At 72.5% G+C, this 18,414-nt stretch carries 20 protein-coding genes; 16 read left to right on the forward strand and 4 right to left on the reverse strand.

Annotation, left to right across the window (positions count from 1 at the left end; all coding sequences use genetic code 11):
- The first annotated feature begins 42 nt into the window (after positions 1–42).
- Both thrS and DFQ13_RS15160 read left to right on the forward strand, forming a co-directional pair.
- Positions 43–2,070: a threonine--tRNA ligase gene (thrS, locus tag DFQ13_RS15155; RefSeq protein WP_110080533.1), complete on the forward strand. Its 2,028-nt coding sequence runs from the start codon at positions 43–45 to the stop codon at positions 2,068–2,070.
- An 85-nt stretch (positions 2,071–2,155) separates the two neighbouring features.
- Positions 2,156–2,701 carry an HIT family protein gene (locus tag DFQ13_RS15160; protein WP_035283539.1) on the forward strand — a complete coding sequence of 182 codons (546 nt, stop codon included), beginning with the start codon at positions 2,156–2,158 and terminating at the stop codon, positions 2,699–2,701.
- A gap of 45 nt (positions 2,702–2,746) precedes the next feature.
- Here DFQ13_RS15160 and DFQ13_RS15165 read toward each other — a convergent pair whose 3' ends face one another.
- Positions 2,747–3,304, reverse strand: a complete 558-nt coding sequence (locus tag DFQ13_RS15165; protein WP_110080285.1) for a YceI family protein — start codon at positions 3,302–3,304, stop codon at positions 2,747–2,749.
- Between the two features lie 97 nt (positions 3,305–3,401).
- Between DFQ13_RS15165 and DFQ13_RS15170 the strand changes: the two genes are divergently transcribed.
- From DFQ13_RS15170 to pdxS, 6 genes are all read left to right on the forward strand, one after another.
- The gene (locus tag DFQ13_RS15170; RefSeq protein WP_084175709.1) at positions 3,402–3,965 is read left to right on the forward strand and encodes a MarR family winged helix-turn-helix transcriptional regulator; all 564 of its coding nucleotides are present in this window, start codon (positions 3,402–3,404) and stop codon (positions 3,963–3,965) included.
- 86 nt (positions 3,966–4,051) lie between these two features.
- The gene (gene pgsA, locus DFQ13_RS15175) at positions 4,052–4,663 is read left to right on the forward strand and encodes a phosphatidylinositol phosphate synthase (RefSeq protein ID WP_035283541.1); all 612 of its coding nucleotides are present in this window, start codon (positions 4,052–4,054) and stop codon (positions 4,661–4,663) included.
- Positions 4,660–5,571, forward strand: a complete 912-nt coding sequence (locus tag DFQ13_RS15180) for a phosphatidylinositol mannoside acyltransferase (protein ID WP_035283542.1) — start codon at positions 4,660–4,662, stop codon at positions 5,569–5,571. Before pgsA ends, DFQ13_RS15180 begins: the two co-directional genes overlap by 4 nt.
- Complete coding sequence (locus DFQ13_RS15185) at positions 5,568–6,692, forward strand: glycosyltransferase family 4 protein (RefSeq protein ID WP_035283543.1); 1,125 nt, start codon at positions 5,568–5,570, stop codon at positions 6,690–6,692. The genes DFQ13_RS15180 and DFQ13_RS15185 overlap by 4 nt, the downstream gene beginning before the upstream one ends.
- Entirely contained in the window at positions 6,689–7,669 is a 981-nt protein-coding gene (locus tag DFQ13_RS15190) for an NUDIX hydrolase (RefSeq protein WP_110080286.1), read from the forward strand. The genes DFQ13_RS15185 and DFQ13_RS15190 overlap by 4 nt, the downstream gene beginning before the upstream one ends.
- A gap of 964 nt (positions 7,670–8,633) precedes the next feature.
- A complete protein-coding gene (pdxS, locus tag DFQ13_RS15195; RefSeq protein ID WP_110080287.1) occupies positions 8,634–9,536 on the forward strand; it encodes a pyridoxal 5'-phosphate synthase lyase subunit PdxS in 903 nt (300 codons plus the stop codon).
- A 136-nt stretch (positions 9,537–9,672) separates the two neighbouring features.
- Here the strand turns inward: pdxS and DFQ13_RS15200 are convergent, their stop codons facing one another.
- A complete protein-coding gene (locus DFQ13_RS15200; protein ID WP_035290821.1) occupies positions 9,673–10,482 on the reverse strand; it encodes a hypothetical protein in 810 nt (269 codons plus the stop codon).
- A 176-nt stretch (positions 10,483–10,658) separates the two neighbouring features.
- Between DFQ13_RS15200 and DFQ13_RS15205 the strand changes: the two genes are divergently transcribed.
- Positions 10,659–11,231, forward strand: a complete 573-nt coding sequence (locus tag DFQ13_RS15205; RefSeq protein WP_035290860.1) for an RNA polymerase sigma factor — start codon at positions 10,659–10,661, stop codon at positions 11,229–11,231.
- 2 nt (positions 11,232–11,233) lie between these two features.
- On the forward strand, positions 11,234–12,373 hold the full coding sequence (locus tag DFQ13_RS15210; protein ID WP_233427942.1) for a CU044_5270 family protein: 1,140 nt from the start codon (positions 11,234–11,236) through the stop codon (positions 12,371–12,373).
- Positions 12,374–12,421: 48 nt separating this feature from the next.
- Here the strand turns inward: DFQ13_RS15210 and DFQ13_RS15215 are convergent, their stop codons facing one another.
- On the reverse strand, positions 12,422–12,979 hold the full coding sequence (locus tag DFQ13_RS15215) for a helix-turn-helix domain-containing protein (RefSeq protein ID WP_035290822.1): 558 nt from the start codon (positions 12,977–12,979) through the stop codon (positions 12,422–12,424).
- 73 nt (positions 12,980–13,052) lie between these two features.
- Here DFQ13_RS15215 and DFQ13_RS15220 point away from each other — a divergent pair, with 73 nt between their 5' ends.
- From DFQ13_RS15220 to DFQ13_RS15240, 5 genes are all read left to right on the forward strand, one after another.
- Positions 13,053–13,742: an AzlC family ABC transporter permease gene (locus DFQ13_RS15220; protein WP_035290864.1), complete on the forward strand. Its 690-nt coding sequence runs from the start codon at positions 13,053–13,055 to the stop codon at positions 13,740–13,742.
- Positions 13,739–14,047 carry an AzlD domain-containing protein gene (locus tag DFQ13_RS15225; RefSeq protein WP_035290824.1) on the forward strand — a complete coding sequence of 103 codons (309 nt, stop codon included), beginning with the start codon at positions 13,739–13,741 and terminating at the stop codon, positions 14,045–14,047. The genes DFQ13_RS15220 and DFQ13_RS15225 overlap by 4 nt, the downstream gene beginning before the upstream one ends.
- 52 nt (positions 14,048–14,099) lie before the next feature.
- Positions 14,100–14,729 (forward strand): pyridoxal 5'-phosphate synthase glutaminase subunit PdxT, encoded by a 630-nt coding sequence (pdxT, locus tag DFQ13_RS15230; RefSeq protein WP_035290826.1) that lies wholly within the window; start codon positions 14,100–14,102, stop codon positions 14,727–14,729.
- A gap of 33 nt (positions 14,730–14,762) precedes the next feature.
- Positions 14,763–15,512: a YebC/PmpR family DNA-binding transcriptional regulator gene (locus tag DFQ13_RS15235; protein ID WP_035290829.1), complete on the forward strand. Its 750-nt coding sequence runs from the start codon at positions 14,763–14,765 to the stop codon at positions 15,510–15,512.
- A 97-nt stretch (positions 15,513–15,609) separates the two neighbouring features.
- Complete coding sequence (locus DFQ13_RS15240; protein WP_035290832.1) at positions 15,610–16,122, forward strand: DUF4262 domain-containing protein; 513 nt, start codon at positions 15,610–15,612, stop codon at positions 16,120–16,122.
- Here the strand turns inward: DFQ13_RS15240 and DFQ13_RS15245 are convergent.
- Positions 16,119–16,568 (reverse strand): cupin domain-containing protein, encoded by a 450-nt coding sequence (locus DFQ13_RS15245; protein WP_110080288.1) that lies wholly within the window; start codon positions 16,566–16,568, stop codon positions 16,119–16,121. The two genes, DFQ13_RS15240 and DFQ13_RS15245, sit on opposite strands and share 4 nt — an antisense overlap.
- 77 nt (positions 16,569–16,645) lie before the next feature.
- Between DFQ13_RS15245 and DFQ13_RS15250 the strand changes: the two genes are divergently transcribed.
- Positions 16,646–18,406 carry a metallophosphoesterase family protein gene (locus tag DFQ13_RS15250; RefSeq protein ID WP_233438420.1) on the forward strand — a complete coding sequence of 587 codons (1,761 nt, stop codon included), beginning with the start codon at positions 16,646–16,648 and terminating at the stop codon, positions 18,404–18,406.
- Positions 18,407–18,414 lie beyond the last annotated feature (8 nt).

The following is an 18,414-nucleotide window of genomic DNA, read 5'->3' on the forward strand; positions in this document are numbered from 1 at the left end:
GTGTCCCAGCCGCAGCCCGTCGCCGTCGCCCCCGCATCGAGCGTGGTGGTGAAGGCGGGCACCACCGCGGGCGCGGCCGTCCGGGAGGCGGGTCTGCCGGGCAAGGGGGCCGACGCGGTGGTCGTCGTGCGCGACCCCGGCGGCCGGTTGCGCGACCTGTCCTGGACGCCGTCGGCGGACACCGAGGTCGAGGCCGTGCCCGCGAACAGCCCGGACGGGCGCTCGGTCATCCGGCACTCCTGCGCGCACGTGCTGGCCCAGGCCGTGCAGCAGCAGTTCCCCGAGGCCAAGCTGGGCATCGGCCCGCCGGTGCGCGACGGCTTCTACTACGACTTCGCCGTCGACCGGCCGTTCACCCCGGAGGACCTGCAGGCGCTGGAGAAGCGCATGAAGGCCATCATCAAGGGCTCGCAGCGGTTCTCCCGGCGGGTGGTCGAGTCGGTCGAGGCGGCGAAGGCCGAGCTGGCGGCCGAGCCGTTCAAGCTGGAACTGGTCGACCTCAAGAGTAGTGACACCAACGCTGTGGACACCACTGAAATCATGGAGGTGGGCGGCGGCGAGCTGACCATCTACGACAACCTCGACCCGCGCAGCGGCGAGCAGGTGTGGGGCGACCTGTGCCGCGGCCCGCACGTGCCGACCACCAAGCACATCCCCGCCTTCAAGCTGACCCGCGTCGCGGCGGCGTACTGGCGCGGCAACGACAAGAACCCGCAGCTCCAGCGCATCTACGGCACCGCGTGGGAGTCGCAGGAGGCGTTGGACGCGCACCTGGAGCTGCTCGCCGAGGCCGAGCGGCGCGACCACCGCAGGCTCGGGGTGGAGCTGGACCTGTTCAGCTTCCCCGACGAGATCGGTTCCGGGCTGGCGGTGTTCCACCCCAGGGGCGGGATCGTGCGCCGGGCCATGGAGGACTACTCGCGGCAGCGGCACGAGGAGGCGGACTACGAGTTCGTCTACTCCCCGCACATCACCAAGGGCACCCTGTTCGAGACCTCCGGGCACCTCGACTGGTACCGCGACGGCATGTACCCGGCCATGCACCTCGACGCCGAGTACAACGAGGACGGCACGGTCCGCAAGCCCGGCCAGGACTACTACCTCAAGCCGATGAACTGCCCGTTCCACGACCTGATCTTCCGCTCCCGCGGCCGGTCCTACCGCGAGCTGCCGCTGCGGATGTTCGAGTTCGGCTCGGTCTACCGCTACGAGAAGTCCGGCGTCGTGCACGGCCTGACCCGCGTGCGCGGCATGACGCAGGACGACGCGCACATCTTCTGCACCCAGGACCAGGTGCAGGAGGAGCTGAAGTCACTGCTGACCTTCGTCCTCGACCTGCTGCGCGACTACGGCCTCGACGACTTCTACCTGGAGCTGTCGACCCGCAACGACGAGAAGTTCGTCGGCTCCGACGAGGTCTGGGCCCAGGCCACCGAGACCCTGCGCGTCGCCGCGGAGGCCTCCGGCCTGGAACTGGTCCCGGACCCGGGCGGCGCGGCGTTCTACGGCCCCAAGATCTCCGTGCAGGCCCGCGACGCCCTCGGCCGCACCTGGCAGATGTCGACCATCCAGCTCGACTTCAACCTGCCGGAGCTCTTCGAGCTGGAGTACACCGCCCCGGACGGCTCGCGGCAGCGGCCGGTCATGATCCACCGGGCGCTGTTCGGCTCCATCGAGCGGTTCTTCGGGGTGCTCACCGAGCACTACGCGGGCGCGTTCCCGGCGTGGCTGGCCCCGGTGCAGGCCGTGGGCATCCCCATCGCCGACGAGCACTCCGAGCACCTGCTGGCGGTGGCGAAGGAACTGCGGTCGCACGGCATCCGGGTCGAGGTCGACCTGTCCGACGACCGGATGCAGAAGAAGATCCGCAACCACACGTTGCAGAAGGTCCCGTTCCTGCTGGTGGCGGGCGGCAAGGACGTGGAATCGGGCTCGGTGTCGTTCCGGTTCCGCGACGGCTCGCAGCTCAACGGGGTGCCGGTGGCCAAGGCCGTGGACGCCGTCCGGGCCTGGGTGGCCGGTCGGGAGAACGCCTCGCCGTCGTCGGAGACCTTCGTCGTGCCCGAGTAGCACCGCCGGGCCGCGCGGACGCACCCCCCGGTGGCGGCGTCCGCGCGGTGTACCCGGGGCGGGGCGGTGGCCCTAGGATCGGTGCATGGTCGATCCGGAGCTTGTCCCCCAGGAGGGTGTCGGCATTCCCGATGCGTTGCAGCGGTTGTGGACTCCGCACCGGATGGCCTACATCAGGGGTGAGGGCAAGCCGGAGGGGGACACCGCGTCCGGGTGCCCGTTCTGCGGGCTGGTGGACCTGGACGACGCCGACGCGCTGATCGTGGCGCGCGGGAAGACCGTCTACGCGGTGCTCAACCTCTACCCGTACAACCCGGGTCACCTGATGGTGGTGCCCTACCGGCACGTGGCCGACTACACCGACCTCACCGCGGACGAGACGGTCGAGCTGGCCGAGTTCACCCAGCACGCGATGCGGGTGGCGCGGCGGGTGTCGGCGCCGCACGGGTTCAACCTGGGGATGAACCAGGGCGTGGTGGCCGGGGCCGGGATCGCCGCGCACCTGCACCAGCACCTGGTGCCCCGGTGGGGTGGGGACGCGAACTTCATGCCGGTGATCGGGCACACCAAGGTGCTGCCGCAACTGCTGGGGGAGACCCGGCAGATGCTCGCGGACGCCTGGGCGGACTGAGGCACCCCGGCCGACCGGTCCGGGGACCGGTCGGCCGTGCGGGGGTCACGCCGTGCGGAGGACGGCCTCGACCTCGATGTGGATGTCGACCTTGTCGCTGACCACGATGACGCCGTTCTGCAGGCCTTCGAAGTTGACGCCGAAGTCCTTGCGGTTGATCTGGGTCTTGGCGGAGAAGCCGACCCGGGTGCCGCCGTAGGCGTCCGGGCCGAAGCCGTTCAGCTCGAAGTGCAGGGGGACGGTCCTGGTGACGCCCTTGAGGGTCAGTTCGCCGTTGAGGACGTAGCCGTCGCCGTCCTCCTGGAAGCCGGTGGCGGTGTAGGTCAGCTCCGGGTGGTTCTCGACGTCGAAGAAGTCCGAGGACTTGAGGTGGCCGTCGCGGTCGGCGTTGTAGGTGTTGATCGTGGCCAGGTCGATCCTCACCTCGACGCCGGAGGTGGCCGGGTCCTCGGTGGTGACGATGTGGCCGGAGACGCCGTCGAAGCGGCCCTTCACCTTGCTGACCGCCATGTGCCGCACGGAGAAGCCCACCTCCGAGTGCACGGCGTCGATGTCCCACGTGCCCGCGACGAAGTTCGGGATCTGGGTGAGTGCGGTGGTCATGGTCGCCCCTTCGGTTCGTTGAACGCTTGATTAAGCGTTCAACGAGCAAGCTACACGCATGCGGTTGAGAGTTCAACCAGAGGGGTACGCTGTGGGCATGGCTGAGGAGACGCGGTGGCTGAGCGGGGCCGAGCAGGATGTCTGGCGGACGTTCATCACCATGACGAGCGCGCTCACCGACTCGCTCGACCGTCAGCTCCAGCGGGACGCGAAGATGCCCTACACCTACTACGAGATCCTGGTGGTGCTGTCCGAGGCGCCCCGGCGCGAGCTGCGGATGAGCGAGCTGGCGGGGCTGCGCGGGTCCTCCCGCAGCAGGCTCTCCCACGCGGTGTCCCGGCTCGAGGAGGCGGGCTGGGTCGAACGGCGGGAGTGCCCGACCGACAAGCGCGGGCAGCTCGCCGCGCTCACCGACGCGGGGTTCGCCGCGCTGGCGGCGGCGGCCCCCGGGCACGTGACCGCCGTGCGGGAATCCCTGTTCGACCGGCTCACCGCCGAGCAGGTCCGGGTGCTCGGCGAGATCAGCGCGGCCGTCCTCGGCGGCCTCGACCCGGACATGCTGCTGCCGGGCAACCACCCGCGCGACTGTGGCGGTGGGCACGTCGCCGACTCCCCGCACACCGCTGAGGTGGGACAGCCCGAGGTCGGCGCCGACACCTGAGCGGGTGGGGCGCGCCCGGGCCGGGGCGGGCCGGTTAGGCTGCGGGCACCAGGTCGTCTTGCCGGTTAGGTGTCCCCGACAGACTCATGCTCAACATCTTCGCCCGTGCCTCGGTCTCGCGCGCCACCGATCCCATCGGGGCGTGGCTGGTCCGCCTCGGCCTCACCCCCAACGCCATGACCCTCTTCGGCACGGCGGGCGCCGTCGCGGGCGCGCTGTGGCTGTTCCCCACCGGTCACCTGCTCGCGGGCACCTTCGTGGTGTGGGGCTTCGCCATGTTCGACCTCATCGACGGCTCGATGGCCCGCGCCCTGGGCGGGGGCACGCGCTTCGGCGCGGTCCTCGACGCCAGTTGCGACCGCCTCGCCGACGGGGCCCTGTTCAGCGCTCTCACCTGGTACCTGTTCACCGTGGTCGACCACCGGGTGCTCGCGGTGGCCGCGCTGCTCAACCTGGTGCTGTCGCAGGTCGTCTCCTACGTCAAGGCGCGCGCCGAGGCCTCCGGGCTCAGCGCCGACGGCGGCCTCGTCGAGCGCGCCGAACGCCTGATCATCACCCTGGTCGGCACCGGGCTCACCGGGCTGGGCGTCCCGTACGCCATCGACGTCGCGCTGTGGCTGTGCGCGGTCGGCTCGGTCATCACCGTCGTGCAGCGGCTGCTCGCGGTCCGCCGCGCCGCCGAGGGGGCCGCCGCGTGAGCGGGCTCGCCGCCACCGCGTACGGCCTGGGCTGGCGCCTCGTGCGGCTGCTGCCCGAGGCCGCGGCCAAGACCCTGTTCCGGGCCGGTGCCGACTGGGCCGCCCGCCGCGGCGGGCCGGGGGCGCGGCGGCTGCGCGCCAACCTCGCCCGGGTCGTGCCGCAGGCCGGGCCGGAGGAACTCGACGCGCTGGTCCGCGAGGGCCTGCGGTCCTACGCCCGGTACTGGATGGAGACCTTCCGGCTGCCGACGATGGACGTCGCCGCGATCCACGCGAACGTCGCCGCCAACATCACCGGCGCCGAGTACATCACCGCGGGCCTGGCCGAGGGCAACGGCGTGGTGATCGCCCTGACCCACTCGGGCAACTGGGACGCCGCGGGCACCTGGCTGGTCCGCGAGCACGGGTCGTTCACCACCGTCGTCGAGCGGCTCAAGCCCGAATCGCTGTTCGAGAAGTTCGTCGCCTACCGCGAATCGCTGGGCTTCGAGATCCTGCCCGCCGAGGGCGGCGCCCGGATGGCCTCGGTGGTGATGGCCGAGCGGCTGCGCGAGAACCGGGTCGTCTGCCTGGTCGGCGACCGCGACCTGAGCCCGCGCGGCATCCCGGTCACCTTCTTCGGCCAGCCCGCCCAGTTGCCCGCGGGCCCGGCCTACCTGGCCGCGCGCACCGGCGCGGTGCTGCTGCCCGCGGGCGTGTGGTTCACCGACGACGGCTGGGCCGTGCGCATCCACCCGCCGGTCCCGGTGGGCGGGGTCAAGGGCATCCCGGCCGCCACCCAGGCGCTGGCCGACGTGTTCGCCGCCGACATCGGCTCGCACCCGGCCGACTGGCACATGCTGCAACCGGTGTGGACCGCGGACAAGGAAGCCGCCAGGGCCGCGGCGGCCGGGGAAAGCCCGCGGTGAGGGTCGGCATCGTCTGCCCGTACTCGTTCGACGTCCCGGGCGGGGTGCAGGCCCACGTGCTCGACCTGGCCAGGGCGCTGACCGGGCTCGGCCACGAGGTCGAGGTGCTCGCCCCGGCCGACGAGGACACCGAGCTGCCGGACTTCGTGCACCCGGCGGGCCGGGCGGTGGCGATCAAGTACAACGGCTCGGTCGCCCGGCTGGCCTTCGGCCCGGTGTCCTACGCCAGGGTCCGGCGGTGGATTCACGACCACGACTTCGACGTGCTGCACCTGCACGAGCCGACCGCGCCCAGCCTGTCGATGCTGGCCATGATGATCGCCGACGGCCCGATCGTGGCCACCTTCCACACCTCCACCCCGCGCTCGCGCACCCTCAGCGCGTTCCAGTCGGTGCTGCAACCGTTCCTGGAGAAGATCACCGCCCGGATCGCGGTGTCCGAACTGGCCAGGCGGGTGCAGGTCGAACACCTCGGCGGCGACGCGGTGGAGATCCCCAACGGCGTCGACGTCGGCTTCTTCCGCGACGCCGAACCGCTGCCCGGCTACCCCAGGGCGGGCGGCACGATCGGCTACGTCGGCCGCTACGACGAACCGCGCAAGGGCATGCCGGTGCTGCTCGACGCGCTGCGCCTGCTCGAGGACCTGCCCGACCTGCGGGTGCTGGTGGTCGGCCGGGGCGACGAGGAGGAGCTGCGGCGCGCGGCCGGGCCGTGGGCGGACCGGATCGACCTGCTCGGGCAGGTCGACGACCCGACCAAGGCCCGCGCGCTGCGCAGCGTGGACGTCTACTGCGCCCCCAACACCGGCGGGGAGAGCTTCGGCATCATCCTCACCGAGGCCATGTCGGCGGGCACGGCCGTGGTCGGCAGCGACCTCGACGCCTTCCGCCGGGTGCTGCTCGACGGCCGCGCGGGCGTGCTCACCGCCGTCGGCGACCCGGCGTCGCTGGCGGCCGGGCTGCGCTCGGTGCTGACCGACCCCGCCCGGCGCGCCGCGCTGGTGGCCGAGGCGGACCAGCGGGTCACCGCGTTCGACTGGTCGGTGGTCGCCCGGCAGGTGCTGCGCGTCTACGAGCAGGCAGCGGCGGCCGTCCCGCGCGCGGTCGGGGAGGTCGGGTGAGCGGGTTCGGGCTGGCCGTCCTCCTGGTCGGGCTCGCGCTGCTGGTCGTGCTGGGTAGCTGGCTGGTGGGCACGGCCAACCGGCTCGACCGGCTGCACGTGCGCACCGACGCCGCGTGGGCGGCGCTCGACGCGGCCCTGGCCCGGCGCGCCGTCGTCGCCCGCGCTGTCGCCGGGACGCTCGCCCCCCGGGCGGGCGACCGGTTGCGGGTGCTGGCCGACCGCGCCGAACGGGCACCCCGCCGCGAGCGCGAACCCGCCGAGAACGCGCTGAGCAGGGAACTGGCCGGGGTCGACCGCCAGTCGATCCCGCTGGTGCTGGCCGCGGAACTGGTCGACGCCGAACACCGGGTCGTCATCGCCCGCCGCGTGCACGGCGACGCCGTGCGCGACACGCTGGCGCAGCGCCGCCGCCGGGTGGTGCGCTGGTTCAAGCTGGCGGGCACCGCGCCGCAACCGGCCTACCTGGAGATCGCCGAACCGCAGCCCACCGACCTGCCCCGCCCCCGCCCAGCGGCCAGGGTGGTCCTGCTCGACGCCACCGACCGGGTGCTGCTGTTCCACGGCCACGACCCGGCCGACCCGGGGGACTCGTACTGGTTCACCGCGGGCGGCGGCGTCGAACCGGGGGAGGACCTGCGCGGCGCGGCCGTGCGCGAACTGCGCGAGGAAACCGGGGTCGACCTGCCGCCGGACGCGCTGACCGGCCCGATCTGGCGGCGGCGGGTGGCGTTCAGCTTCGAGGGCCGCAACTACGACGGCGAGGAGTGGTTCTTCCTCGCCCGCCTCCCCGAGGGCGCGCAGGTCAGCACGGACGGCTTCACCGAGCTGGAGGCCCGCACCATCGCCGAACACCGCTGGTGGACCCCCGAGGACCTGCGGGAGACCACGGACACGGTGTACCCGGTACAACTGGCCGACCTCCTCCCGAACCTGCCCGACGAAACCTGGTCCGGCGCGCCGAGAACGGTCCGCTGAGCCACCGGGACCTGCCCTCGAACCCACCCGACGAACCACCGGCCGGCCACCCGAACCACATCGGCGCAGCAACACCCAGCCAGCCACCCCGAAACCCGCCTGCCCGGCAGGCGAATGCCCGGGCGGGTGGATGTTGCTCGGCCAGCCACCCGACCACCCCGCCAACCGCCGGCCCGGCCACCGGGCACCCGAACCCCACCGGCGCAGCGACCTACCGGCGCAGCGACCCACCGGCGCCACCGAAACCGCCGGCCCGGCGAGCAATGCCCGGGTGGGTGGATGTGCTGCTGGGCCAGCCGACCACCCCGCCAACCGCCAGCCCGGCCACCAGCCACCGCGAACCCCACCGGCGCAGCGACCCACCGGCGCCACCGAAACCGCCGGCGCCACCGAAACCGCCAGCCCGGCGGGCGAATGCCCGGTGGGTGGATGTGCTTGGCCAGCCACCCGACGACCCCGCCGGCTCGGCCACCAGCCACCCGAAACTCCACCGGCGCAGCGGCCCAACCGGCCACCCCACCAACCGCCGGCCCGGCGAGCCAACTGCCCGGGTGGGTGGATGTGTTTGGCCGGGGGTGGCGATCATGTGACAGCCTGCCTGGGCGGTGGGGCATCTTTTCAGCCCCACCTGACGCACTGGAGCACATGATCGCCATAGGGGCCCCGGCCAAACACAGCCACCCAGCCGGGCACACCCATCAAAAGACCGGGCTTTGAACCAAAGCCATGGCCAAACACATCCACCCACCCGGGCACCCAACGCAAAGACCGGGCTCCGCAGGACACATGCGCGGCCAAGCCCATCCACCCGGGCACCACCAGCGGAATCCCGCTTCGCGGACACGGCCCAAGTGGCCTGGTGGAATAGCGGCGGATTGGCCTCGATGAGCGGGCCACCTCGGACGTAGTGTCGGGGGAGCGGCGGTGTGCCGCCACCCCCGACGAGAACTGGAAGGGCCCTCCCGTGTCCGAAACGCAGACCGCTCCCGAGACCGGCACCACCCGCGTCAAGCGCGGCATGGCCGAGATGCTCAAGGGCGGCGTCATCATGGACGTGGTCAACGCCGAGCAGGCGAAGATCGCCGAGGACGCGGGCGCGGTGGCCGTCATGGCGCTCGAGCGGGTCCCCGCCGACATCCGCGCCCAGGGCGGCGTTTCCCGGATGAGCGACCCGGACATGATCGACGGCATCGTCGCCGCGGTGTCCATCCCGGTCATGGCCAAGGCCCGCATCGGCCACTTCGTCGAGGCCCAGGTCCTGCAGTCGCTGGGTGTGGACTACATCGACGAGTCCGAGGTCCTCACCCCCGCCGACTACAGCAACCACATCGACAAGTGGGCTTTCACCGTCCCCTTCGTCTGCGGCGCCACCAACCTCGGTGAGGCCCTGCGCCGCATCACCGAGGGCGCGGCCATGATCCGCTCCAAGGGCGAGGCGGGCACCGGTGACGTCTCCAACGCCACCACCCACATGCGCAAGATCCGCGGCGAGATCCGCAGGCTGACCTCGCTGCCCGAGGACGAGCTGTACGTGGCGGCCAAGGAACTCCAGGCCCCGTTCGAATTGGTCCGCGAGATCGCCCGCACCGGCAAGCTCCCGGTCGTCCTGTTCACCGCGGGCGGCATCGCCACCCCCGCCGACGCGGCGATGATGATGCAGCTCGGCGCCGAGGGCGTCTTCGTCGGCTCCGGCATCTTCAAGTCCGGCAACCCCGCCCAGCGCGCGGAGGCCATCGTCAAGGCCACCACCTTCCACGACGACCCCGACGTGATCGCCAAGGTCAGCCGCGGCCTCGGCGAGGCCATGGTCGGCATCAACGTCGAGGACATCGCCCAGCCCCACCGCCTCGCCGAGCGCGGCTGGTAGTCGGGGGCTGCCTGCCCCCGGGGTCGGCTCGTGCGAGTCGAGTGGTCGCTGGGTGGTCGGGCCGGGATCGATCCGGCCCGACCACCCAGCGCCATTTCGACGGTCGGACCAGCTCCCCCGCAGCCACCGGGCTGTGTCAACCGTTCGAGCGCGGGGCGATGAGACAGACCACTCCGCCGATCAGCAGGACCGCCGCGGGCAGGAGCAGGTCCTTGCCGTTGAACAACGCGCTGTCCGGAGGGGCGAAATCCCACCCGAGGTGGTGGAACACCCTGCCCACGTGGTTCACGTTCGCCAGCAACACCACACCCGTGAACGACGCGATCACCACCTTCAGCCCCTTGCTCCCCCCGGTGACCGCCAACGCGAGGAGCAAGACCGCGATCAGCCACAGGCCACCGGTTTTGTGGACAGCCACCGCCGCCAACCCCGCCGCCAAGGCCACCAGTCCGCCGAGCGCACCTCGTGACAGCGCCGACGAGCGCACCACCGCGAACGCGGCCACCGCGACCAAGGCGACGAGGGCGAACCGTTCCGGCCAGGCGCCCAGGTCGGGAAGTGTCCCGGTGAGGCCGCGGATCACGCTGGCGAGCACGAGGGTGCCCGAGCCGACGACCGAAACCGCCACGAGCGGCCCGGTGGGATGCCCGCCGCGGCGGTACCACCACCGGGTGGCCAGGACACCGACCGCGATGGCGACCAACCACGCCATGCCGAGCACGAGCGGGTGCGCGACCTGCTGGAACAACCCATCGGCCACGGTGTCGAACGGGTCCACGCCCACCGGACCGAAGTCGACGCGAGTCGACGGCAGGGTCCCGCCGCAGCCCGTCGTCCCTGTCGCGGGGTCGGTCGTGCAAGTGCCGGTGGACGCACCTGACCACCCGAAGGGGTCGTGGAACGGGATCAGGGCCAAGAGCAGGACCCCGAACGCGATCTGGGGCAACCAGGCGGGATTCCTCCCGCCTCGGGGGCGCCCGGTCGGGCCGGGACGTTCGGGCATTCGGCACTCCCCAGGTCGGACCGCACCGCGTCGGGCATCCTGCCGGACCATGATCGCGTCCCGCCGTGAACACATCCCGCCGCGGGTGCCAATACAGGGGTGTGGAGGCGATCACGGGCATGGCGGTCGGGGATGCGCGGCCAGACCTGACCGGCGACGACGCCGCAGTGGTGTTCACGCGCCTGTTCGACAGCCATGCCGATGGCATCCACCGCTACCTGACCAGACGGGCCGGCCCGGCGGCCGCGGACGACCTGGTGGCGGAGACCTTCGTCGCGGCCTGGGCGGGCCGGGTCGGCTACGACCCCGCTCGCGCCGATGTGCGCCCGTGGTTGTTCGGGATCGCCACCAACCTCCTCCGTGCCCACTGGCGCGAGGAAACGCGGTCGCTGCGGCTGGCCGCCCGCGTGGGTGACCAGCCCCTCGAACCACCCGAGGACCCGGACGACACCGCGATTCGCCGTGCCGACGCCGATGCCGACGTGCGTGGTCTCGCCGCCGCGCTGTCGGACCTGCCCGCGGCGGACCGCGAGGTGTTGCTGCTCACCGCGTGGGCTGAGCTGACGGCGGTCGAGGTCGCGGAGGTCCTGGGCATCCCGGCGGGCACGGTGCGGTCGCGCCTGCACCGGGTCCGCCGCACCCTCCGCGCCACCGCCCCCGCCCTGGCCGCCCGAGTCGAGGAAACGACGTGACCATGCCCACCCCGTGGACCGAGGCGGAGCTCGACGACGCACTGGACCGGCTCAACGCCGGCATCCGCCCAACCGCGGGCGGTGTGGCCCGCGCCCGCGCGAAGCTGGTGGCGGCGATCGCGGAACCGGACCGGGTTCCGGTCGCGCGGCCGGACCGAGCCGCGGCGGGCCGTGCGGCCCGCGCCGCAACCGCGCGACCGAGCCGCGGTACGGCAGCGCGGAGGTGGCGGGCGAGCAGGGTGCTCACCGCGGCGGCAGCCGTGCTGGCGGTCGTCGGGTTGGCTGTCGGGATGTTGCTCGTGCAGTCCGCGACCACGGCCGGACCCGCGTCCGCCGCGGCGGTTGCGGCGTTGGAGCGGGCAGCCGTCGGCGGGGGACAGGATGCCCCGGTGCCGGACGGCTCGTACCGTCACGTGACGACGCATTCGTGGGACCTGCGTGAGATCGGGCGGACCCCGCAGGGGCCCGCCGCCTACCTGGCCGAGACGGTCATCGAGGTGTGGATACCGCGCGACCCCGCGCAGGAGTGGCAGATGGAGCGGTCGACCACACCGCGCAAGGTGTGGGTGGCGGGGAACGAGAACGAGGCCCGCGCCGCCGGGTTGATGATCGACTACCCGCTTCCCCGCGGCGGCCGACCCGGCCCGCTGCGCGCGGCCTGCGGCGACTTCTACGCCACCGGGGACCGCCCGGCCTGTGCGGCGCCCGGAACGTGGCAGACACCCGACACCGAGTTCCTGTCGAGCCTCCCCCGCGATCCGCGGGCCCTCTACGACCGGTTGCTCACCGATGCGTCCGCGACGGGCCACGGGACCTCGCAGGTGCTCACCCTGACCACCGACGTGCTCCGCACCGGCTTGGTCCCCGCCGACCTGCGGGGCGCGCTCTACGCGGCTCTCACCCGCCTGCCCGGTCTCGACGTGGTCGACGCCGCCGCGAACCTCGACGGGAAGCGCGGCACCGCCCTCGGTGTTCTCGACGACCAGACCCGTCAGGACATGATCATCGACCCCGTGACGGGTGCCTTCATCGGTGAACGCCGGGTGAGTGCGGGGACCACCGAGAGCGGTATCCCCGGTGGGACGCTCCTCGGCTACTCCTCGGTGGAGGCGGACGTCGTCCCCGCCATCGGCCAACGCTGACCTCGCACACCGGTGCGGGCACGTCGTGCGCCGACGCGGGGAGTCCGCTCAGTTGTGCTCGGACACCAGTGAAGCCGTGGTCCCGGTCTCCAGCGCCTCGAACACGTGCGGCAGGTCCCCCGGGTAGCTCATGAAGTCCCCCGGCAGCAGTTCCACCGGCGCCTCCGCCGGCCCCACCAGCGCCCGCCCCGTGCACAGCACCACGTGCTCCACCACCCCCGGCGCGTGCGGGTCGGACACCCGTCGGGACCCCGGCTCGCTCGACACCAGGTAGATGTCGCGCCGGGCGTGCGGGGGGCTCGCCGAGAGCAGGGCGGTCCGGTACTCGGCCTGTTCCGATCGGACGGCGGGCCCCTCCCCGCGCCGGATCACCTGGACCGGTGTGCAGGGTGGGTCCACGAGCCTGCTGAAGGGGATGTCCAGGGCCAGGCTCAGGGCCCACAGCGTCTCGATGCTCGGGTTGCCCGCGCCCGACTCCAGTTGCGAGAGGGTCGACTTGGCGACGCCCGCGCGCTTGCCGAGTTCGCTCAGCGACAGGCCCACGCGCTCGCGTTCGCGCCGCAAAGAGCGGGCGATGATCTCGCGTGGTGCGCCCCGGTCCGGCATTCCAACCTCGTTCGACACATCGGTCCGATCGTTCTCCTTGACGAACGATCGGTGTGTGTTCATGATAATGGCCATGCGTTCGTTGTGGCGAACACTCGATCCGGAGACCCTGCGGGGAATCCTGACCATCACGGGGTCCGCGGCGGTCAGCGGTGCCTCGTTCGGGGCCATCGCCGTGGCCACCGGGCAACCGCTGTGGGTGCCGATCACCATGTCCGCCCTGGTCTTCGCCGGTGGGTCGCAGTTCCTCGCCGTCGGGGTGCTGGCGGGTGGGGGCGGGCCGGTGGCCGCTGTGCTCGGGGGGCTGGTGCTCAACGCCCGGCACCTGCCGTTCGGGTTGGCCGTGGGGCACCTCGTGGGGCGCGGGCGGGTCGCGCGCCTGGTCGGGAGTCACCTGCTGGTCGACGAGTCGGTGGCGTTCGCCCTGGCGCAGCGTGATCCCGGGCAGGCCCGCGCCGCGCTCTGGGGGTGCGGCGCGGGCCTGTTCGCGGGGTGGAACCTGGGGACCGTGCTCGGCGCGCTGGTCGGCGACCTGATCGCCGACCCGGCCGCCCTGGGGTTGGACGTGGTGTTCCCGGTGCTGCTGCTGGCGCTGGTGCTGCCGGTGCTCACCGGGTCGCAGCGGCAAGGCAAGCTGCGGCCGGTGCTGGTGGGGGCGGTGGTGGCGTTGGCGACGACGCCGTTCCTGCCCGCCGGGGTGCCGGTGCTGCTGTCGCTGGTCGGGCTGTTCGCGGTGCCCCGGCGCGAGGCGGCGGCCACGTGACGGTCGTGGCGATCCTGCTGCTCGCCGCCGGGACGTTCGCCTTCCGGTACGGCGGGACCGCGCTGCGCGAGCGGATCGACCTGCCCGAGCACGTGCGCGAACTGCTCTCCACCGCCGCGCTGGTGTTGCTGGTGGCCCTCGCCTCGACCGCCGCGCTGGCCAAGGGGCAGTCCTTCGCCGGGTGGGCGCTGCCCGCGGGGGTGGTCGTCGGCGGGGTGCTGGCGTGGCGGAAGGTGCCGTTCCTCGTCGCGGTGGTGGCGGGGACGGGCACGGCCGCCCTGCTGCGGGTGGTCGGGGTGTCCTGACTAGGCTGGTGGACCGGCCGGGGTGGCCGGGGCGGCAGGAGGATGGACGAGGGTGTCGGACGGTCGACCGCTGATCGGGGTGCTGGCGCTGCAGGGCGACGTGCGCGAGCACACCGCCGCGCTGGAATCCGGTGGCGCGCGCACGCTGGCGGTGCGGCGGGTCGCGGAACTCGCCGACGTCGACGGGCTGGTCATCCCCGGCGGGGAGTCGACCACCATCTCCCGGCTGTTGCAGACCTTCGAGCTGCTGGAGCCGCTGCGCGCCCGGCTGGCCGACGGGATGCCCGCCTACGGGTCCTGCGCCGGGATGATCCTGCTCGCCGAGAAGGTCCTCGACGGCCGACCCGACCAGCAGCAACTCGGCGGGATCGACATGACCGTCCGCCGCAACGCCTTCGGCAGGCAGGTGGACTCGTTCGAGGCCGACCTCGACCTCGCCGGACTCGACAGCGCGGCCGGGAAGATCCATGCTGTGTTCATCCGCGCCCCCTGGGTCGAGGCGGTGTCGACCGGCGTCGACGTGCTCGCGACCGTGCCGGACACCCCGGCGGCGGGTGCCGCCGCCGGTAGGATCGTGGCCGTTCGACAGGGACCCGTGCTGGCGACCGCGTTCCACCCGGAGCTGACCGGCGACACCCGGGTGCACCGCCTGTTCGTGGACGTCGTCCGCGGCCGGGCCTGAAGCAGACACGCCTGAGTTACAGACGGAGGAGAGATGAGCGGCCACTCCAAGTGGGCGACAACCAAGCACAAGAAGGCCGCCCTCGACGCCAAGCGTGGCAAGCTCTTCGCGAAGCTGATCAAGAACATCGAGGTCGCGGCGCGGACCGGCGGCGGTGACCCGGAGGGCAACCCGACGCTGTTCGACGCCATCCAGAAGGCGAAGAAGAACTCCGTCCCGCTCGACAACATCGAGCGCGCCCGCAAGCGCGGCGGCGGCGAGGAGGCAGGCGGCGCCGACTGGCAGACGATCATGTACGAGGGCTACGGGGCCAACGGCGTCGCGGTGCTCATCGAGTGCCTGACCGACAACCGCAACCGGGCCGCGAGCGAGGTCCGCACCGCGATGACCCGCAACGGCGGTTCGATGGCCGACCCCGGCTCGGTGTCGTACATGTTCAACCGCAAGGGCGTCGTGGTCATCCCGAAGAACGACCTGTCCGAGGACGACGTGCTGATGGCCGTCCTGGACGCGGGCGCCGAGGAGGTCAACGACCTCGGCGACACCTACGAGATCGTCTCCGAGGCCACCGACATGGTCGCGGTGCGCACCGCCGTGCAGGAGGCGGGCTACGACTACGAGTCCGCCGACGCCAGCTTCGTCCCGTCCCTCACCGTCGCGCTGGAGGTGGACGGGGCGCGCAAGATCTTCAAGCTGATCGACGCCCTCGAGGACTGCGACGACGTCCAGAACGTCTATTCGAACTTCGATGTCTCCGACGAGGTCATGGCCGAGGTGGACTGATTTCTGGTCTCATGGAGGCCCGGGCGCACCGCGCCCGGGCCTCCATCGTCTCCACCGTCTCCACCGAGTCCCCGCCCGGTCCCCTGAGGAGTCCCCGATGTCGCTGGACCACATCTCCGAGGAGGAGGCGGCGCTGCGCGAGTGGCTGCTGGCCACCTGCGAGTCCGACGGGCACGCGGTGGTCGAGGTCGACGGCGACGAGTTCGGCGCCCCCTACGCCTTCTCCGTCGGTGCCTGGCGCTGCTTCGGCGCCCCCGAGGCGGTGGTGGTCGGCCTGCCGAAGGACATGGCCCGCCCGCTGATCGACCTCTACGTCCGCCGCGCCGCCGCCGGGGAGCGGTTCTTCCCCGGCCTGCCCTACCTGGACTTCTTCGACGGCACACCGCTGGTGGTCGAGCGGGTCCACCAGGCGTTCTACCCCGAATACCTCGGCAGCGCGATGCTGCTCTACCCGTCCGGGCAGTTCCCGGCGCTCCAGTTGATCGTCGCCACCCCGGAGGGCCACTTCCCGTGGAGCCGCCGCGCCCCGGCGGGCTTCGCCGACTGGCAGCCGGTCCTCACCGACTCCGGCCAGCCGGAGAGCTGGCGCCCGGGGATCGACGGCCCCTAGCGGGTCAGCCGGGTGATCAGCCCCGCGTGCTCCGGGAACTCCGCGACCAGGTCCGCGCGCTCGGGGAAGTGCACGGTGTCGTCGGTGTAGGGCGGGACGACGACCGTGCCGACCAGTGACCAGTTCGGCGTCTCCGAGGCCTGCCACACCCCGGCCGGGACCACAAGCTGCGGGCGCTGACCGGCCACGACGTCCGGGCCCAGCACGGTCGAGCGCGGACCGCCGGGGCCGAGCAGGTGCACGGTCAGCGGGGAACCGGCGTGGAAGGCGTACAGCTCCGGGTGGTCCAACCGGTGCCAGGCGGAGAACTCCGGGGCGACGAGCAGGTAGTGGATCGCCGAGAACGCCTCGTCGCGCCAGGACTGGCTCCAGCGACCGCCCTCCACCGGCAGCGGTTCGAGGCCGAGCGCGGCGGTGATCTCTTCCGGTGTCACGCGGGCGATCATGCCGGAACGGCCCTCCCGGCCTGTCGGGGTGCCTCGCTAGGCTCGGGCGGCCCGTTCCCCCTGGAGGTCCCACCGCTGTGACCGCGCCCGACCGACCACCGCGCCCGCGCGACATGTCCGAGGACCAGCTCGGGTTCTGCCCGCAGCCCGCGGTGCGCTGGCTGGCGCCGAAGGTGCTGATCAGCACCGGCGTGCAGTCGCTGATCGCGTCGATCTTCGGCTCCTACGCCGACAAGCGCGAACTCCAGGGTTCGCTGCCCTCGGAGGTCCACCGCTTCTCCCAGGGGACCGACGAGGCGGGCGAGTTCTGGTTCGACTTCGTCGCCGACCTCGGCGACGGGTTCGACGCGACCTTCTCGGTGGCCTCCCTGCTCGCGGCGGAATCCCTCGACCTGCCCGGCGTCGGCCCGCTGCCGCGCGGGCGGCTGCTGGTCATGGGTGGCGACGAGGTGTACCCCTCGGCGTCCACCCGCGCCTACGAGGACCGCACCAAGGGCGTCTACAAGGCGGCGCTGCCGGTGGCGCGCGGCGAGGCGCCCACGCTGTTCGCCCTGCCCGGCAACCACGACTGGTACGACGGCCTGACCTCTTTCCTGCGGGTCTTCGCCCAGCAGCGGGCCATCGGCGGTTGGCAGACCGCGCAGCGCCGCTCGTACTTCGCCGTGGAGCTGCCGCGACGGTGGTGGCTGTTCGCCATCGACACCCAGTTCGACGACTACGTCGACAGCCCTCAGTTGGAGTACTTCCGCGCGGCCGCCGAGGGCCTGCGCCCGGGCGACGGGGTGATCCTCTGCACGCCCACCCCGGTGTGGGTGGACGCGGGCTCCGGGCGCGAACCCGGCGGCTACGACACCGTGGAGTTCTTCGACCGGGAGGTCGTCCGCCCGCACGGCGCCGAGATCCGGGTGATGCTCTCCGGCGACAAGCACCACTACGCCCGCTACGCCGAGGACGGCGGCGACCGGCAGCGGATCACCGCGGGCCACGGCGGCGCCTACCTGACCGCCACCCACGCCCTGCCCGCGCACCTGCGCCTGCCCCCGCCGCAGTCGCGGGTCCGGGAGAAGGCCGCGCCGGTCGACTTCAGCCTCGCCACCCGCTACCCCAGGCGGCTGACCTCCGAGCGGTTCGCCGCGGGGATCTTCCGGCTGCCGTGGCGCAACCCCGGCTTCTGGGGCCTGACCGGCGCCCTCCAGACCGCCATGACGCTCGCCGTCCTCTACGGGCTGGTGGAGACGCTGGGCACGCAGCGGCAGAAGGGGTTCTTCGGGCTGGTCGCGAGCTGGACGCCCGCGCTGATCGTCGCCGTGGTGCTGCTGCTCGGCGGCACCGCGTTCGCCAAGATCGAGCGCTCGCACGGCGGGCACACCGCCACGGTCGCGGGCGTCCTGCACGCCCTCGCGCACATCGGGTTGAGCACCGCGTGGGCCTTCGTCGTCATCTGGCTCTACACCCGGGTCCTGCCGGACGGGCCGGTCGAGGACTGGGCCACGCTGGTCATCGTCCTGGTGGGCACGCCGGTGGTCATCGGGCTGCTCGACGCGGAACTGGTGGCGCTGTACCTGATGGTCGTGAGCCGGTTCGGGATCAACCTCAACGAGGTCATGGCCGGGCAGAGCATCGAGACCCACAAGGGCTTCCTGCGGCTGCGCATCGACGCGGGCGGCGCGCTCACCATCCACCCGGTGCGCCTGGACCGGATCGGCCGCCGCTGGAGCGCCAACCCCGACGGTGCCGAGCACGAGCCGTGGCTGCTGCCCGCCCGACCGCTGCGACCGGAGCTGATCGAGCCCCCGGTCACCGTTCCCCGCGTGTCCGCCCCGGACCGGGCCCGGTGACCCCCTAA

This window comes from Actinokineospora spheciospongiae (assembly GCF_003182415.1).
Classification (GTDB): domain Bacteria; phylum Actinomycetota; class Actinomycetes; order Mycobacteriales; family Pseudonocardiaceae; genus Actinokineospora; species Actinokineospora spheciospongiae.

What these genes read in the sequence shown, in the direction of transcription:
- DFQ13_RS15160 (WP_035283539.1), top strand. Translation starts at nt 2,156, where the DNA reads ATGGTCGATCCGGAGCTTGTCCCCCAGGAGGGTGTCGGCATTCCCGAT.
- DFQ13_RS15170 (WP_084175709.1), top strand. Translation starts at nt 3,402, where the DNA reads ATGGCTGAGGAGACGCGGTGGCTGAGCGGGGCCGAGCAGGATGTCTGG.
- DFQ13_RS15235 (WP_035290829.1), top strand. Translation starts at nt 14,763, where the DNA reads ATGAGCGGCCACTCCAAGTGGGCGACAACCAAGCACAAGAAGGCCGCC.
- DFQ13_RS15165 (WP_110080285.1), bottom strand. Translation starts at nt 3,304, where the DNA reads ATGACCACCGCACTCACCCAGATCCCGAACTTCGTCGCGGGCACGTGG.
- DFQ13_RS15240 (WP_035290832.1), top strand. Translation starts at nt 15,610, where the DNA reads ATGTCGCTGGACCACATCTCCGAGGAGGAGGCGGCGCTGCGCGAGTGG.
- pgsA (WP_035283541.1), top strand. Translation starts at nt 4,052, where the DNA reads ATGCTCAACATCTTCGCCCGTGCCTCGGTCTCGCGCGCCACCGATCCC.
- DFQ13_RS15245 (WP_110080288.1), bottom strand. Translation starts at nt 16,568, where the DNA reads ATGATCGCCCGCGTGACACCGGAAGAGATCACCGCCGCGCTCGGCCTC.
- DFQ13_RS15210 (WP_233427942.1), top strand. Translation starts at nt 11,234, where the DNA reads ATGCCCACCCCGTGGACCGAGGCGGAGCTCGACGACGCACTGGACCGG.
- DFQ13_RS15220 (WP_035290864.1), top strand. Translation starts at nt 13,053, where the DNA reads ATGCGTTCGTTGTGGCGAACACTCGATCCGGAGACCCTGCGGGGAATC.
- DFQ13_RS15215 (WP_035290822.1), bottom strand. Translation starts at nt 12,979, where the DNA reads ATGCCGGACCGGGGCGCACCACGCGAGATCATCGCCCGCTCTTTGCGG.
- DFQ13_RS15205 (WP_035290860.1), top strand. Translation starts at nt 10,659, where the DNA reads ATGGCGGTCGGGGATGCGCGGCCAGACCTGACCGGCGACGACGCCGCA.